The sequence below is a fragment of the Micromonospora kangleipakensis genome, assembly GCF_004217615.1.
In the GTDB taxonomy this organism is placed as follows: Bacteria; Actinomycetota; Actinomycetes; order Mycobacteriales; family Micromonosporaceae; genus Micromonospora; species Micromonospora kangleipakensis.
This window is the reverse complement of record NZ_SHLD01000001.1, coordinates 5,378,087-5,393,698: the sequence shown is the minus strand read 5'-3', so window position 1 is coordinate 5,393,698 and position 15,612 is coordinate 5,378,087. Positions and strand designations below refer to the sequence as shown.

15 protein-coding genes are annotated in these 15,612 nt (G+C 73.4%); 9 read left to right on the top strand and 6 right to left on the bottom strand.

What is annotated here, in order from left to right; genetic code table 11:
* Positions 1–3: 3 nt before the first annotated feature.
* From EV384_RS25985 to EV384_RS25965, 5 genes are all read left to right on the top strand, one after another.
* Positions 4–882: a branched-chain amino acid ABC transporter permease gene (locus EV384_RS25985; protein WP_130337325.1), complete on the top strand. Its 879-nt coding sequence runs from the start codon at positions 4–6 to the stop codon at positions 880–882.
* Entirely contained in the window at positions 879–2,009 is a 1,131-nt protein-coding gene (locus tag EV384_RS25980; RefSeq protein WP_130337323.1) for a branched-chain amino acid ABC transporter permease, read from the top strand. The genes EV384_RS25985 and EV384_RS25980 overlap by 4 nt, the downstream gene beginning before the upstream one ends.
* Before the next feature lie 53 nt (positions 2,010–2,062).
* On the top strand, positions 2,063–3,334 hold the full coding sequence (locus EV384_RS25975) for an ABC transporter substrate-binding protein (protein WP_130337321.1): 1,272 nt from the start codon (positions 2,063–2,065) through the stop codon (positions 3,332–3,334).
* A 174-nt stretch (positions 3,335–3,508) separates the two neighbouring features.
* Positions 3,509–4,138, top strand: a complete 630-nt coding sequence (locus EV384_RS25970) for a TetR/AcrR family transcriptional regulator (protein ID WP_130337319.1) — start codon at positions 3,509–3,511, stop codon at positions 4,136–4,138.
* A gap of 286 nt (positions 4,139–4,424) precedes the next feature.
* Entirely contained in the window at positions 4,425–5,378 is a 954-nt protein-coding gene (locus tag EV384_RS25965; RefSeq protein ID WP_130337317.1) for a DUF559 domain-containing protein, read from the top strand.
* Between the two features lie 19 nt (positions 5,379–5,397).
* Here the strand turns inward: EV384_RS25965 and EV384_RS25960 are convergent, their stop codons facing one another.
* Positions 5,398–5,814: a MarR family winged helix-turn-helix transcriptional regulator gene (locus EV384_RS25960; protein ID WP_130337315.1), complete on the bottom strand. Its 417-nt coding sequence runs from the start codon at positions 5,812–5,814 to the stop codon at positions 5,398–5,400.
* 78 nt (positions 5,815–5,892) lie between these two features.
* Between EV384_RS25960 and EV384_RS25955 the strand changes: the two genes are divergently transcribed.
* On the top strand, positions 5,893–7,686 hold the full coding sequence (locus tag EV384_RS25955; RefSeq protein ID WP_479724760.1) for an ABC transporter ATP-binding protein: 1,794 nt from the start codon (positions 5,893–5,895) through the stop codon (positions 7,684–7,686).
* 55 nt (positions 7,687–7,741) lie between these two features.
* Here the strand turns inward: EV384_RS25955 and EV384_RS25950 are convergent, their stop codons facing one another.
* Both EV384_RS25950 and EV384_RS25945 read right to left on the bottom strand, forming a co-directional pair.
* A complete protein-coding gene (locus tag EV384_RS25950; protein ID WP_130337311.1) occupies positions 7,742–8,215 on the bottom strand; it encodes a hypothetical protein in 474 nt (157 codons plus the stop codon).
* A gap of 99 nt (positions 8,216–8,314) precedes the next feature.
* Positions 8,315–9,271 carry a hypothetical protein gene (locus tag EV384_RS25945; protein WP_130337309.1) on the bottom strand — a complete coding sequence of 319 codons (957 nt, stop codon included), beginning with the start codon at positions 9,269–9,271 and terminating at the stop codon, positions 8,315–8,317.
* A 98-nt stretch (positions 9,272–9,369) separates the two neighbouring features.
* Here EV384_RS25945 and EV384_RS25940 point away from each other — a divergent pair, with 98 nt between their 5' ends.
* Positions 9,370–10,053 carry a VOC family protein gene (locus EV384_RS25940; RefSeq protein ID WP_130337307.1) on the top strand — a complete coding sequence of 228 codons (684 nt, stop codon included), beginning with the start codon at positions 9,370–9,372 and terminating at the stop codon, positions 10,051–10,053.
* A 182-nt stretch (positions 10,054–10,235) separates the two neighbouring features.
* Here the strand turns inward: EV384_RS25940 and EV384_RS25935 are convergent, their stop codons facing one another.
* Together EV384_RS25935 and EV384_RS25930 are read right to left on the bottom strand one after the other, a co-directional pair.
* A complete protein-coding gene (locus EV384_RS25935; RefSeq protein ID WP_130337305.1) occupies positions 10,236–10,655 on the bottom strand; it encodes a PIN domain nuclease in 420 nt (139 codons plus the stop codon).
* Positions 10,652–10,861 (bottom strand): type II toxin-antitoxin system VapB family antitoxin, encoded by a 210-nt coding sequence (locus tag EV384_RS25930; RefSeq protein WP_130337304.1) that lies wholly within the window; start codon positions 10,859–10,861, stop codon positions 10,652–10,654. Before EV384_RS25930 ends, EV384_RS25935 begins: the two co-directional genes overlap by 4 nt.
* A gap of 169 nt (positions 10,862–11,030) precedes the next feature.
* Here EV384_RS25930 and EV384_RS25925 point away from each other — a divergent pair, with 169 nt between their 5' ends.
* Positions 11,031–11,804 (top strand): VOC family protein, encoded by a 774-nt coding sequence (locus tag EV384_RS25925; protein WP_130337302.1) that lies wholly within the window; start codon positions 11,031–11,033, stop codon positions 11,802–11,804.
* A gap of 562 nt (positions 11,805–12,366) precedes the next feature.
* Positions 12,367–12,642, top strand: a complete 276-nt coding sequence (locus EV384_RS25920; protein ID WP_242624294.1) for a hypothetical protein — start codon at positions 12,367–12,369, stop codon at positions 12,640–12,642.
* Positions 12,643–12,648: 6 nt separating this feature from the next.
* Here EV384_RS25920 and EV384_RS25915 read toward each other — a convergent pair whose 3' ends face one another.
* Positions 12,649–15,573, bottom strand: a complete 2,925-nt coding sequence (locus EV384_RS25915; RefSeq protein ID WP_242624293.1) for an AAA domain-containing protein — start codon at positions 15,571–15,573, stop codon at positions 12,649–12,651.
* Positions 15,574–15,612: the final 39 nt, after the last annotated feature.

The window sequence follows — 15,612 nt, the reverse complement described above, 5'->3', positions numbered from 1 at the left end:
CGCTTGGACCGGTTCTTGTTCCTCACCTTCGACGGACTCGCCACCGGCGCCGTCTACGCGGCGTTCGCCCTCGCCCTGGTGCTCATCTGGCGGGCGGCCCGTCTGGTCAACTTCGCGCAGGGCGCGATGGCGGTGGCGACGGCCTACGTCGGCTACGCCGTCGTCTCCGTCACCGGCTCGTACTGGCTCGGCCTCGGCGCCGCCGTCCTCGCCGGCCTCGCGTTGGGCGCGCTGGTCGAGCGGGTGCTGATGCGCTTCGTCGGTCACGCCAACCCGCTCAACGACGTCATCGTCGCCCTCGGCCTGGTGCTGCTGATCCAGGCGGTGCTCGGGATGGTCTTCGGCAACGAGTACCGGCCGGCGGCCGCGCCGTTCGACACCGACGCGCTCTCCGTCGGCGGGGTCGCCGCGATGTCCCCTTACGACCTGTGGGTCCTCGGCGCGGTCCTGGCGGTCGTGGTGTCGCTCGGGCTGCTCTTCACCCGGACGCCGATCGGCCTGCGGATGCGGGCGTCCGCCTTCGCGCCCGAGGTGTCCCGGCTGCTCGGCGTCAACGTCGGTCGGATGCTGACGGTGGGCTGGGCGCTGGCCGCCGCGGTCGGCGCCCTCGCCGGCATGCTGGTGGTTCCCACCGGGCTGGGGCTGCACCCGCACGCGATGGACCTGGTCTTCGTCGTCGCGTTCACCGCCGCGGTGGTCGGCGGCCTGGACAGCCCGGCCGGCGCCGTGGTCGGTGGCCTGCTGGTCGGTCTGATCCTTTCGTACGTCACCGGCTACCTCGGCCCCGACACCACGCCGCTGGCCATCCTCGTCCTGCTGCTGGCGGTCCTGCTGGTCCGCCCCGGTGGGCTCTTCTCCAGCGTGAGAGCGAGGCACGTGTGACCGCGACCGAGGTCTCCCCGGATCCCCGGCCCACCCGGCCGTCGCCGCTGCGCCGGCTGCTGCCCGGCCCGCCCGGCGCCGCCGGGGCGCGCGGGTCGACGCTGCTGCGCCACCTGGTCCTGGCGGTGCTCGCCGGCACGGCGGTCGTGCTGCTGACCAACCAGTTGGCGCCGTACCAGAACCTCCAGGTCGCCCGGGTCTGCGCGTTCCTCTGCGTGACCGCCGGCTACACCGTCCTGGTCGGGCTCAACGGCCAGCTCTCCCTCGGGCACGGGGCGCTGATGGCGACCGGCGCGTACACGGTCGCCCTGATGCAGCAGGGCTTCGACGAACGGGCGGTGCAGGGCCGGTGGATCCTGCCGCTGTCGCTGCTGCTCGCCGTCGTGGTGACCGCGGCGGCGGGCCTGGTCATCGGGCTGGCCGCCGCCCGGCTGCGCGGTCCGTACCTGGCCGGCGTCACCCTCGCCGTCGCGACCCTGGTCCCGGCGATCACCACGATCTTCACCGACGTGTTCAACGGCGAGCAGGGGTTGCGCTTCCCGATGGAGACGCCGCCGGCGTTCCTGGGCGCGTACTTCCAACCGGAGCGCTGGCTGGCCTGGGTCGCGCTGCTCGCCGCGCTGCTCACGATGCTGCTGATGGCGAACCTGGTGCGCAGTCGGTTCGGCCGGTCGCTGCGCGCCGTCCGCGACGACGAGGTGGCCGCCCGGCTGGCCGGCATCCACGTCGCCCGCAACCAGGTGCTCGCCTTCGTGGTGAGCGCCGCCTGCGCCGGGCTCGGCGGTGGCGTGTACGCGGTGCTCACCGCGACCGTAGCGCCGGGCAAGTTCTCCCTCGACCTGTCGCTGTTCCTGCTGATGGCGATCGTGATCGGCGGGCTGGGCAGCCTCGCCGGCGCGGTCTGGGGAGCGATCCTGCTGGTGGCGCTGCAGGACCTGCCGAGCCTCATCACCGAGACCTTCACCCTGCCGTCGGGCCTGGCCCAGCGGCTGGAGGGCAACCTCGCCCTCGCCGTGTTCGGTCTGATCCTCATCGTCGTCATGCTCGCAGCCCCGGGCGGCCTCCACGGCGCCGCCCGCGCGCTCACCGCACGTCTCAGGGCACGTCGCCGGGCCGCGCGCCGCTGACCCACCCCGGTTCCACCCACCCGTTCGCCCCCGTCGCACCGGAATGGAGAACCATGCATCCCACCGCACGCCGCGTACTCGCGGCCGCCGCCGGCCTCGCGCTGCTGGTCGGCGCTTCGGCCTGTGCCAACGACGAGCAGCAGGCCGCCGAGAACGTCCCGGGCGTCACCGACACCGAGGTGGTGATCGGCACCCACCAGCCGCTCACCGGCCCCGCCGCCCCCGGCTACTCCCGGATCTCCGCCGCCACCAAGGCTTACTTCGAGCACGTCAACAGCAAGGGCGGGGTCAACGGCCGGAAGATCGTCTACAAGGTGATGGACGACGGCTACAACCCCGCGAACACCGACAACGTGGTCCGCAAGCTCGTCCTCGACGACAAGGTCTTCGCGCTCCTCGGCGGGCTCGGCACCCCCACCCACACCAACGTGCTGGAGTTCGTGAAGGCCCAGAAGGTGCCCGACCTCTTCGTCTCCTCCGGCAGCCGGAACTGGAACCAGCCCGACAAGTACCCGACCACCTTCGGCTGGCAACCCGACTACACGGTGGAGGGCAAGATCCTGGCCACCTTCGTGAAGCAGCAGTTCCCCGGTGCGAAGGTCTGCCACTTCGGGCAGAACGACGACTTCGGCCGCGACTCCCTCGTCGGGGTCGAGAAGGTCCTCGGACCGGTGGCGGCCAAGCAGACGTACACCACCACCAACCAGCAGGTCGGCCCGGCGATCGGGGCGCTGAAGGCGGCCGGTTGCCAGGTGGTGATCTCGGCGAGCATCCCCGGCTTCACCGCCCTGGCCATGGGCCAGGCCGCCGGCCAGGGATTCAAGGCGCAGTGGGTGGTCTCCAACGTGGGCGCGGACTACACCACGCTCGCCAAGCAGCTCGGCGACAAGAAGGTGATCCTGGAAGGGTTGATCGCCGACAACTACCTGCCGATGTCGAACGACCCGGCCGACCCGTGGATCCAGGCGTTCACGAAGATCCACCAGCAGTACAACGCGGCCAACCCGATCGACGGCAACGCCGTCTACGGCTACTCGATGGCGTACACCTTCGTGCAGGCGCTGCTGACGGCCGGCAAGGACCTCACTCGCGAGAAGCTGGTCGAGGCGGTGCGCAAGGGCGGCTTCACCGGGCCGGGCCTCACCCCGTTCCGGTACAGCGCGGACGTGCACGCCGGCTACAGCGGCGTCCGGATGAACAAGGTCACGGGCGGCGTGCAGAGCTACTTCGGTCCGACCTGGACCACCGACGACGGTGACGGCGAGGTCAAGGAGTTCAGCGGGACGCCGACCGCGCCGCCGGCGGACGCGATCCCGACGACCTGACCCGGCGTGACCGCCGGCCACCGGGTCGGCGGGCCGGCCGGCACCGGGCCGCCACGGCGCCGTGGCGGCCCGGTACCGGCGGATCGCGGCTGGTTCCGGGGCACGGCGGGCGTCGTTACGCTTTCGGTTCAGCTTCCTCCGGCACCGCCGGCCGTACCGACAGGGGACCGTCACATGATCGACGTGGACGCCGACGCGCCGGCAGCCCGGATGGACGGGCGGGCCGCGCGCGCGGAGCGCACCCGCGGCGCCATCGTCGAGGCGCACCTGGCGCTGATCGACGAGGGGGACCTCAAGCCCACCGGGGAGCGCATCGCCGAACGCGCGGGGGTGTCGCTGCGCACCCTGTGGACCAACTTCAAGGACATGGAGACCCTGTACGCCGCGACCGGGCAGCGGGTCCGGGAGCGACAGGAGGCGCAGTTCCGCCCGATTCCGCCGGAGTGGCCGCTCGGCCGGCGGATCGCCGAGTTCTGCGCCCAGCGCGTCGAGATGCTGGAGGTGCTGGCGCCCACGGCCCGCGCCGCGGCGCTGCGCGAGCCGTTCTCGCCGCAGTTGCGGCGCAACCGTGGGGGCGCCATCGCCCGGGCGCGCGGCGAGCTCGAGCTGGTCTTCGGCCCGGAGCTGACGCAGGTGGGGGAGGGGCGCGAGCGGCTGCTCGACGCGCTGACCGTGGCGAGCACCTGGGCGGCCTGGTCGATGATGCGCGACGCGATGGGGCTGGACGTCGAGGCGGCCCGGGCCATCCTGACGCGGACCGTCGGCGCGCTGCTCGTCGACGCCATCGCCGCCAGCCTCCGCTAACCCACCCCGCCCCCGCCCCGCCCCCTCTATCCCTCCTGCGCCGCCCCTCCCGCGCCGCCCCCTTGCTCTGCACCAACCCACGCGCGACGGTCAAAGGCCGCTCCATGATCGTCTGCACTCCAGGGTCGTGACACGCCGGGTTGAAGCACCGGCGACGTCAGAGGATCTTGTATGCCCCGTAGCAGACCGAGCTGGACGGCGGGGCGTGTCCACAGGGGGCGCGGCCCTCCACAGGAGCGGGCGGCCACGTTGCCCAACTGGTCCGGCGCGGGTGACGGTCTGCGGCGTGAACGGTGTGCTCCAGTTGCTGGTGGACCACGGTGGCAGGCTGGTGACCCGGGGGCTGGCCGTCCAGGTCGTGCCGGAGTCGACGCTGCGGGCCGCCTGCCACGCCGGCCGGCTGCTCCGCGTGCTGCCGGAGGTGTACGTCCACACCCGCCTGGTCCCGCCCCGGCCGCACGCCGACCTTCCCCTCCTCGCCCGCCTGAGTCCCGAGCTGGCTCGGCGCGCCGTGCTCGCCTATGCGGACGGGAGGGGTGCGCTGAGCAGCCTCACCGCCCTCGACCTGTGGGATCTGCGCGGGCAACCCCCAGGCGAGCCGGTGCACCTGGACGTGCCGGCCGACTCCGGTCTCCGCACCCGGCCCCATCTCGTGGTGCACCACCGCCAGGGTTTCACGGCCGAGCCGCCGCACGCGATCACCCGTCGCGGCCTCCCGGTCGTACGGTTGGAACGCGCACTGGTGGACGCGTGGCCGCTGTTGCCGCCAATCGATCGCCCCGCCCCGCTGATCCGGGCGGTCAACGAGCGGCTGACCACGCCCGAGCGGGTCGACGCGGCCCTCGGGACCGTGCCGAAGCTGACCGGCCGGGCCGAGTTGCGGACGCTGCTCGCGAGGCTCACCGCCGGCTGCCGCAGCCCACTGGAGATCTGGGGGCACGACCATGTCTTCACCGGCCCAGACATGCCCGCCTTTCGGCGGCAGGTACGGATCCAAGCCCGGCGACGCACCATCTACCTCGACCTCTACGCGGAACGCGAGCGGGTCGACATCGAGCTCGACGGCGCCACCACGCACGGCGATCGTCGACAGCGCGAGATCGACCTGAGGCGGGACGCGCTGTTGGCCACGCTCGGCATCCTGGTGGTGCGGTTCGCGCACCGCCGGCTGGTGCATGAAACCGACGAGGTACGTCGGGAGATCCTCGCGATCCTCGCCAGCCGTCGTCGTGACGCCTGACGGGGGTGGGGGAGGGCGGTCAGTCGCGCAGCGTACGCAGGATGCGGGCCAGGTCGGCCCGGTCGGCCGCGCCGAGGTCGCCGAAGAAGCGGTCCGCCTCGGCGTCCCGGGCCGCGCGGATGGCGGTGCCGACCCGGGTGCCCTCGGCGGTCGGCGCGACCAGGGTGGCGCGCCGGTCGTCGGGGTCGGGCCGGCGCTCGACGAGGCCGCGTTCCTCGAGCCCGTCGACCACCTCGGTGGTCGAGCGCGGGGCGATGTGCAGGTGCTCGGCGAGCGTGCTCAGCCGCAGCGGGCCGTGCCGCAGCAGCACGGCCAGGGCCCGGGCGTGGCCGGGGTTGATCTCCCACGGTTCGAGGGTGCGGCGGGACTGGTGGCGCAGCCGGCGGGCCACCGCCCAGAACAGCTCGGCCAGGCTCTCCTCGTCGTCCCCGGTCACCGGAATACCGTAGCAGCTCTTCCTGTTGATACCTCATGATGAGGTAACCTCCGCATGTCGACAGGAAGTGAGCGTCCCTTGGAAGCACCCCGTGCAGGCCGCGGTGGCGGCCCCCACACCGTCAGCGCCGCCGAGAAGGCGCAGGCCCGGCAGGTGTCGCTGCGCCGGGTCGGCCGGCTCTTCGCCGCCCACCGCCGGCCGCTGGCCGTCGTCGTGGCGATCATCGTGGCGTCGTCCGTCATCGCGATGGCGTCGCCGTTCCTGCTCCGTACCGTGATCGACCGGGCCCTGCCGGAGCGCGACCTGACCCTGCTGGTCTGGCTGGTCCTCGGCATGGTCGCCGTCGCGGCGGTGACCTCGGTGCTCGGCGTCGTGCAGACCTGGATCTCGACCCGGGTCGGGCAGGAGGTGATGCACCGGCTGCGCGCCGACGTCTTCGCACACCTGCACCGCCAGTCAATCGCCTTCTTCACCCGCACCCGCACCGGCGAGGTGCAGTCCCGGATCACCAACGACATCGGTGGCATGCAGACCGTCGTCACCTCCACCGCCACCTCGATCGCGGCCAACCTGACCACGGTGGTCGCCACCGCCGTCGCCATGGTGGCGCTGAGCTGGCGGCTGTCCCTGGTGTCCCTGGTGGTGCTGCCCCCGGCGATCTGGCTGACCCGCCGGGTGGCCCGGATGCGCCGCGAGATCACCGCGCAGCGGCAGCGGGAGCTGGCCGACCTCAACGTGACCATCGAGGAGGGGCTGTCGATCAGCGGCGTGCAGCTCAGCAAGACCCTCGGCGCCGGGCCGAAGCTGGTCGAGCGGTTCACCGCCTCCTCGGCCCGGCTGGTCGACCTGGAGCTCCGCTCCGAGCTGGCCGGCCGCTGGCGGATGGCCGCGATGAGCGTCATCTTCGCCGCCATCCCGGCGGTCATCTACCTCAGCGCCGGCCTCCCGGCGACCGCCGGCACCCTCAGCATCGGCACCCTGGTCGCCTTCACCGCCCTCCAGGGCGGGCTGTTCCGGCCGCTGATGGGGCTGCTCAACGTGGGCGTCTCGCTGACCGCCTCGCTGGCGCTCTTCGCCCGGATCTTCGAATACCTGGACCTGCCCGTCGAGGTCGACGACCCGGCCCGGCCGGTCGCCGTCGACCCGGCCCGGGTGCGCGGCCACCTGCGCTTCGAGGACGTCACCTTCAGCTACCCGGGCAGCGACACCGCCGCCGTCGCCGGCGTCAGCCTGGACATCCCGGCCGGCACCAGCCTGGCGCTGGTGGGGGAGACCGGCTCCGGCAAGAGCACCCTCGCCGCGCTGATCACCCGGTTCCACGACCCGGCCGCCGGCCGGGTCACCATCGACGGCGTCGACCTGCGCGACCTGCGCCTGGCCGACCTGGCCGCCGTCGTGGGCGTGGTCAGCCAGGAGACCTACCTGCTGCACACCACCGTGCGGGAGAACCTGCGGTACGCCCGGCCGGACGCCACCGACGCCGAGATCGAGGCCGCGGCCCGCGCCGCGCAGATCCACGACCTCATCGCCGGCCTCCCCGACGGGTACGACACGGTCGTCGGCTCCCGCGGCCACCGCTTCTCCGGCGGCGAGAAGCAGCGCCTGGCCATCGCCCGGACGCTGCTGCGCGACCCCCGCATCCTGGTGCTGGACGAGGCGACCAGCGCGCTGGACACCGAGACCGAACGCGCCGTGCAGCGCGCCTTCGACGCCCTGTCCGAGGGCCGCACGGTGGTGACGATCGCGCACCGGCTCTCCACCGTCCGCGACGCCGACCAGATCGCGGTGATCGACCACGGCCGGATCGTCGAGTCCGGCACCCACCAGAGCCTGCTCGACCGCGCCGGCCGGTACGCGGCGCTGGCCGCCTGACCGGGCACGCCCCGACCCGGCGCCGTTCCGACCGCCGGGCCGGGCCGCCCCCGGGCTACCGGCTGAGCGCGGCGCGGACGCGCGGGTCCGCCAGGGCGCGCGCCATCGCCGCCAGCATCCCGCCGGCGCAGAGGCCGGGCGCGCCGACCAGGAACTCCTCGCGCTCCATCCACTCGACCCGCTCGATGCCCGGCCGGTCCAGCAGCGCCTGGTCCAGCGTGCGCGCGGCGTCGTCGTCGTAGCACATCCGGGCCTCGTCGCCGAGCCACAGCCCCCAGTGGAACGGGCCGATGACGTCCGGGCCGCTGTCCGTCTCGTCGTAGATCTCCAGCCACCGGTCGCGCGACTGCGCCGGCGTGACGCCGAGCGCGCTCGCCTCGACGAGGTCCCGGACCGTCAGTGGCTCCATGTCGCGCCCGGTGACCGGCAACACCAGGCCGGCCAGCTCGTCGTCGTGCTCCGGACACGCGCAGTCGGGCCGCCGCGGCGGCGTCCAGTCTTCGCTTCCAGGTCGGTCGATGAAGGCCATGGCGGGATCGTACGGGCGCCGCGTGGTCCCGTGGGGTCGCCGGGACGCCCGGCAGCCCAAGGGCCGGCGAACATCGGACGACCGCCCCGCGCGGCCGGGTCAGGCGCCGGGCCGGTGCCGCCAGGGCCGGCCCTCCTCGTCGGTACGCAGAAAGCTACCGTCGCCGAGCGGCTCCAGATCGTACGAGTTTCGGGTCGGCGCGTCGAGGACGCCCCGGATCTCGCCCGTGCGGACGTCGACCAGGTGGTGCCGGTGCCACTCCTGCTCGGTCTCCTCGTCCTCGCCGACGACCGTGACGACGGCGGTCTCCGGGTCGAGGTAGCCACCGGCCCACTCCACCATCGCGTCGCCCCACTCCTGGCCGAAGGCCGCCAACGGGATCCGGACCACCTCCGCGCCGTCCGGCCAGGTGTGGAAGGCGACGTCCTCCTGCTCGTGGTGCACGGTCATCACGTGCCGGCCGTCCGGGGCGAGGCTGACCACGACCCGGTCCTCCCACGGGTAGTCGGCCAGCCCAATGTCGGCCCCGAGGGGCCGGCCGCGGAACACCCGCGAGCCGTCCTGCCCCTCGCCCACGTCGAGCAGCATGTGCACACCGTCCGGCTCGGGGAAGTGCTCCGCGCCGTGGCCGACGCTCGGCAACTCGACGTCCGCCCGGACGTCGCCCGTCACCGTGTCGACCACCAGCCACCGGTCGAGCCCGTTGCCGCGCATGGCCATCCCGTCCGGCCGGTAGATCCACACGAGCCGCTCATCGAGCGAGAACTCGCACGAGACCCGGGCGTTGACGAGTCCCTGTTCCGGGCGCGGCCCGAACTCCAGCCGCCAGAACACCCGGCCGTCCCGGTCCACGCACCGCACGACGTCCGTCGTCGCGTACACCGCCCGGCTCAAGTCGCGGGTCACCGCCCGGCCCTCGACCCGGCCGTCTTCGCCCATGAGGTCGAAGACCGCGTCCGGGGAGAGCGGGCCCGTCGCGGCCGGCGGTCGGGACAGGTCGTACGCGAACAGCCGCCCGTCGACCAGGCGGGTGTGCACCGGGAGGATCACCGTCATGGCCGGTGAGGCTAGCCGACCGGGGTGACATGAAGATCTCCCGGAAAACCCGATCTCCAACACCTGAGTCGGAGGTCCGTCGTGGGTAGAGTGGCGCGGTGCATAACGGAGTGCAGGCTCAGGTACCGGTGCTGTACGTCTCGGACGCCGACGCCGCCCGGCGGTTCTACGCGGTCTTCGGTTACTCCGAGCAGCGCTCCGGCGGCGACGGCGAGTCCCGCTGGTCGTACCTGCAGTGTGGCGAGCTGACCCTGCTGCTGGCGGCGGTGACGCCGCGCCTGATCATCGTCGAGCTGCCCCTGCTGATCTATTTCTACGTCGACGACCTGACGGCGACGCTCCAGCGGCTGACCGCCGCCGGGCACGCCGTCGAGCGGGTCGGCTACCCCGAGCACGCCCCGGGCGGGGAGTGCCGGACCGCCGACCCGGACGGCAACGTGGTGGTCTTCGGGCAGCGCCGGGCCGTACCCGGGCAGGCCCGGGTCGAGCAGCCCGGCGAGGCGCGCTTCTCGCTGATCCGTCAGGCCGCCGAGGCGGCCAACCGCCGGGGCGGCGCCCCGGCTCACTGCCAGATCGGCGGCCCGCGCGGCGAGGCGTGCCCGGAGCCGGCCGAGGTGAAGCTCGCCGACTCGTGGGGCGACACCGTGTGGGGCTGCATGGCGCACGCCGACGAGGCGCTGCTGAACGCCCGCGGCGCCTTCCTGGCCAACGAGGACGGGACGGGCCTCGGGCCGTTCCTCCAGGCCCGCCAGCCACAGTCGGAGCCCGCCGCCCAGGGCTGACGCCCCGATCAACAGCGGGCTGCGGAGTTCGGTGAAGGTGTCTCGACACCCCAGTTGAATGCGACAACGAGTGGATCGCCCTGCCGGACGCCTGGGTCGTCAACGTCCACCGCAGCGCGGTGGCGGCTTCCTGATGGTCGTCGGGATCGCCAACAGCGATCTTGTGGGGTTGACGTCTCGGATTAGTCAGCCGAGCCGGGAGGCACCACCCAGGCTGTTGGCTGACCGGTGATTGCCGTGATCAGGTCGAAGCCACCGTCGTAGTGCAGCACGGTGGCGCCGTGGCGTTCGGCGGTGGCGGCGATCAGCAGGTCCGCCATCGACAGGGCTCGGTGGTTGCCCTTGTGGAGCGCCTGGACCTGGACGTCGATCGCCCGGTCCCAGATCTCGTCGGGCATGGCCAGCCACTGGAAACCGCCGAGGAGCCAACGCGCGCGCTGCGCGTCCTTGGCCGTGCGGGCACTGTGGATCACCTCGATCTCCACCGCTCCGCACACCGCCAGCAGCCCTCTGTCGGACAACTCATCGAGCACGGGGGCTACGGTGGGCTTGGGCCAGCGGGCGAGCGCCGACTCGTCGAGGACGAAAAGCTCCCGGCTCACGCCGCGTCCGGCTTGGCCGCGCCCGTTCCACCGGTCAGGTCGGGAAGCCCACCGCTCTTGAGCCAGTCGGCAAACTCGCGCCGCTTTTCCCTATTGACCACCGCCTCAAGAGCGGCGTTGACAGTCGCCTTCTTCGTCGTGGTACCCAGGATCTTCGACGCTTCCGCGAGCAGGTCGTCGTCAACGTCCAGGATCGTTCGCGACATGGTAAGGGCCTCTCTGCCGGCAGCGAGCCAGTACCGATGATGTCAAGAATTCGCGTAGTTGATATCACTGCTCTCTGGGCGCGCCGGGCGAGATCACTTGGCTTGCGCGAACGCCACCGCGGCGCGCGACCGGCCCGGAAGTATCCGACCGGTATGTCAGGATGGCGGCATGACGACACCAGAGTTCCCCAAGGGCGCCCCGACCTGGGTTGACATCGGCACGACCGACATTCCGGGTGCCGTCGCCTTCTACACCCGGCTCTTCGGCTGGACACACCTGGATTTCGGACCCGACGCGGGCGGCTACGGAGCGTTCCTCAAGGACGGCCGGCAGACGGCCGGGATCGGCCCGGCGGCGGATCCAAAGCGCGGCACGTCCTGGGCGACCTATCTCGCTACGGACGACGCGACGGCGACCGCTGCCGCCGCGGAGGGCGCCGGCGCAAAGGTGATCATGGCACCGATGCAGGTGATGGACCAGGGCACCATGGCGGTCCTGCTCGACCCGACTGGCGCGTACGTCTCGATCTGGCAGCCCGGCAAGCACCGCGGTGCCGAGGTGACCGGCGAGCACGGCAGCCTCACCTGGGCCGAGCTCATGACGAGCGACATCGCGGCGAGCAAGGCGTTCTACACCTCCGTCTTCGGGGTCACGATGCGGGACGTGGCAATGGGCGGCAACGAGACCTACACGCTCATCGAGGCCGGTGGGCAGCCCGTGGCGGGAGCCATGCAAATCAGGCCCGACTGGGGACCGATGCCCTCGCAGTGGAGCGTCTACTTCGCCGTCGACGACTGCGACGCCACCGCGGACCTGGCCATCTCGCTAGGCGCGACGGAGAGGCTGCGGCAGGACTCGCCCGCCGGGCGATTCGCCACACTCACCGACCCGCAGGGTGGCGTCTTCTCGATCATCAAGAACGACCCGAACTTCTCCATGTGACGCTGCGGCCGGCCCACCGCTCCAGGTGGGCGGCCGCCACAGTGCGTCGCCGAGGTGGCCGCGGTGCTGCTCGGCAGCCGCGGCTCGGTGCGTACCGCGGATGCGCTGCGTCTCGCGGTGGCGGTCGCCGCGGTGCGGGCCGCCGCGGAGGTCGACGCGCTCGCCGACGAGCCACGCCTGCTGCTGCGTCGGCACGCCCGCGCCGAAGCTCCGTTGTCTTTTCGGTGGCAACAACGGCTGGACCGGATCGCACGAGAAGGACCATGCCCGCCGCAAGCTTGCCGGACACGTACGCGTCGGAGCGCTGTCACCAGAGGCGGCGGCCGCTTACGCGATGTCGCAAGGTGTTCCGATCGTGGCGCGAAGCGCCTGCGGGAGTTGCTGAGTAGGCCGTAGGCGGCTCTGACCTACAGAGTCCTGAGTCGCCTTTACTGAAGCGGGCGGGATCCTTGATGGGAGATGTCTGGCTGGCGCTCCACGTCGGCGGCCAAGGGAGGTCCCGTAACTCGGTGAAGGCGAGAAACCGGCGGGAGAGCTACCAGCCCGGGTAGCGGTCCCACCAGTGCGGGTCAGTCGGGGGTGCGTATCCGTTGCCGGACGGGCCGCCGCCGAACTGGGTGACGAGGTCTCGCGCGAGAATGTCGGCAACGGTGGATATCTCGGAGTCGATCCGAAGTACCGCCTCCTGGTCAGCCCAAGACTGCGCAGCGAGTTCGGCAACGGTGAGCAGTTCTACGCCAAGGCGGGGACTGAGATCGCTGTGCCGGAGCGGCGAGGCGATCGGCCGCACAGCGAATTTCTAGAGTGGCATCTCGATACGGTCTACAAGGCGGCTTGAGTCAGGTCATCCTCGCGTGAGTCGGGCGGCGAGGTCCAGGCCCGCCCGGATCGGGTCGTCCGACCAGCGGCTGGCGAAGACGTCCACCAGCTGCCACCCGGCCCGCAGCAGCGTCCGCTGCCGCTCCACGTGCGCCGCGACCCCGTCCGGGTGCACGCCGCAGATCACCCCGACCGCGTCCGCGTCCCCGCCCACGCAGAGGTCGAGCCGCCAGCGGCCGACCGGGTACTCCGGCCGGACCGGCACTCCGAGCCGGCGCAACTCCTCGGCCAGCTCGGCGGTCCAGCCCGCCGCCCGGCCCGCGTCCGGGGCGGCGGCCGGCGGCCGGGCGGCGTACGCGAGGTAGTCCGCGACCAGGCCCTCGGGCGACCGCAGCGAGGTGACCACGGTCAGGCGGTTCCGGGCCCGGGTGACCAGGACGTTGAACAGGTTCGGCTCGGCCACGAACCGGTGCCGGGTCGGCGGGTCGGCGTCGACCAGCCCCAGCGAGGCGATCACCACGTCCGCCTCGCTGCCCTGGAACGCGTGCACCGTCCCGGAGCGCAGGCCGAGGCGTTCGATCTCGTCGACGTCGTACGCGGCCAGCAGCGCCGCCTCCAGCGCGTCGGCCTGCGCCCGGAACGGGCTGACCACCGCGATCCCGCCCCCGGGCGGGTCCGCCGCGAGCTTCCGGACCAGGGCGAGCGCCGCGGCCACCTCCGCCTGATTGACGCCGTCGACCACGGCCGCGTCCGCGACGGTCAGCACGTCGATGACGTCGGCGCGCTCGTTGCGCGGGTGCCGGGTCACCAGTTCCAGCCGGTCGTCGTAGAACCGGCGGGCGGAGAAGCCGATCAGGTGCGGCACCGAGCGGTGGTGCTCGCCGAGCCAGGTGACCGGCGCGGCGCCGGTCGCCACGTCGAACGCGCTCGACCGGCGCACGTCGAGCCGGTCGGCGAAGCGGTCCAGGCCGTGCCGGCGCAGCGTCGCGGTCACGTCCACGTCGGCCACGAACGACACGAAGCGGAGCTGCCGCGGATCGCCGGCGACCAGCGCGTGCCGCGCCCGGGCCAGCACCGGGGCGGCCCGGAGCTGGTCGATGTGCGCCGCCTCGTCGAGCACCACCAGGTCGAACATGCCGGCCACCGGTGGCAGCAGGTCCTCCACGTCGGCGACCGTGCCCACCCAGAGTGGCAGTGCCCGGACCAGCGCCCCGGCGTCCAGCCCGGCGAGCAGCTCGCGGCGGCGGTTGCGGCCGGCCCGCAGCGCCGCGCCGAGTCCGCTGGCGGCGCGGCGCGCGTCGGCGCTCCACCGGCGGGCGCTGGTCGACTGGTGCCGCATCGCCGTGCCGACGGCTGCGGCGAGCGCGTCGTCCGCCTCGGTGAGCGCCTGCCAGGCCGGCGTCAGGTCGGTGCCGCCGGTCGCGGCCAGCCGCGCGGCCGCCCGTACCGCCGTCGCCGCCTCCACCGCGGCCCGCAACCGTTCCTCCGGTACGTCGGCGGTGGCGCCCGCCAACCGCCGTAGCCGGCCGGCGGCGCGGGCCCGCCGCCAGCGCCGCCACCAGCCGGCCCCGGCCCGGGCGGCGCCGGCCAGCGCGGTACGGATCGCCGTCAGGTCGACGTCCGGGTCGAACGCGCCCGGCGCGTCCTGGCTCAGCGCGGGCAACAGCGGTTGCCAGGCGGGCAGCGTGGCGGCCAGGCGCTCCTGGTCGAGGGCGGCGACGATCCCGGCCCGGACGGCGGCGACCCGGCTCCGGGCGGCGTCCACGGCGGCGGCGTCGGCCCGGAGCAGTGCGTCGTCGGCCCCGGCCGCCGCGCCGCCGGCCAGGTCGGCGGCGATCGCCTCGCGGCGCTCCGCGTCGCCGAAGAGCACCGGGACCGGCCCGGGGTGGCGCCGCAGCAGGTCGCCGAGCACGTCCGCCGCGTGCACCGACTGCGTCGCCACCAGCACCGACCCGCCCCGGTCCACGGTGTCCAGCGCGGCGGCCACCAGGGTGTGGCTCTTGCCGTTGCCCGGCGCGCCGGAGACCACCACCACCGGTTCCGTCCGGGTCCGCCGCACCACGTCCCGCTGCGCCGCGTTCAGCGGCAGCGGCGAGAGCACCTCCTCCTCCGCTGCCGGGCCCTCGTGGCCGCGCCCGTCAACCAGGCCGACCGCCACCGCGGACACCCCGGCGGCCCAGGTCGAGCCGCCCGGGCCGCGGCCGGGCACCGCCCCGCCCGGCTGGTCGACCCCCGTGGGCGGCCCGGCGGTCAGGCCCGCGTCGTCGGTGTAGAGCCGGGCCAGGGCGGTCGCCGCCAACCCCGGACGGCCGGCCCAGCTCAGCAGGGTGTCCCGCAGCCGACCGGCGAGCACGTCGCGGGTCACGAAGAGCGCGGCGGCGGCCACTCCGGTGAGCACCGTGTCGTCGACGCTGCGGGGCGGCTTCGCCACCATCCGGTCCAGCTTCAGCCCGGCCGCCCCGGCCGCCGCCGTGATCCACGCCGAGGTGCCGGCCGCCGCCAGCCAGCCCGGCGCGGCCAGCCCGGGGGCGGCTTCCAGCCGGGCGGCCAGCTCCCGGTCCTCGATCAGCGGGGTGAGTTCCAGGTCCCCGGCGGGGACGACCCGGTAGCCGCGCCGGGCGCGGTCCAGCCGGACCGGCTGGGCCAGCAGCGGCAGCCGCACCCGGCGTCGCCCACCGTCCAGGTCGGCCGCGCCCACCACGAAGGCCAGGCCGCGGCGCAGGATCCGTTCGTCGCGGTGCAGCGCGTCCAGTGCCGCCAGGCGGTCCAACCGGGCGCCGCGCGGACCCCGGTCCGGCTCGGGCAGCCAGACCAGCGGACGACCGGTGCCGGACACGTCGAAGACGCGCTCGGCGCCGGCCGGGGCCAGGTCGGCGAGCGCGGTGAGAATCGTCGCCGCCTCCATCGCCCGCCGATTCTGCCGTACCCCGGCAGCGGCCGCCTGAGGCACGACAGCGCTCGTTGCAGTTCGACCTTGAGCTCCGCCACG

Bases quoted from the DNA above. Each gene is read 5' to 3' on its own strand.
- EV384_RS25945 (WP_130337309.1), bottom strand. From the start codon at position 9,271: ATGACGGTGATCCTCCCGGTGCACACCCGCCTGGTCGACGGGCGGCTG.
- EV384_RS25970 (WP_130337319.1), top strand. From the start codon at position 3,509: ATGATCGACGTGGACGCCGACGCGCCGGCAGCCCGGATGGACGGGCGG.
- EV384_RS25950 (WP_130337311.1), bottom strand. From the start codon at position 8,215: ATGGCCTTCATCGACCGACCTGGAAGCGAAGACTGGACGCCGCCGCGG.
- EV384_RS25930 (WP_130337304.1), bottom strand. From the start codon at position 10,861: ATGTCGCGAACGATCCTGGACGTTGACGACGACCTGCTCGCGGAAGCG.
- EV384_RS25925 (WP_130337302.1), top strand. From the start codon at position 11,031: ATGACGACACCAGAGTTCCCCAAGGGCGCCCCGACCTGGGTTGACATC.
- EV384_RS25975 (WP_130337321.1), top strand. From the start codon at position 2,063: ATGCATCCCACCGCACGCCGCGTACTCGCGGCCGCCGCCGGCCTCGCG.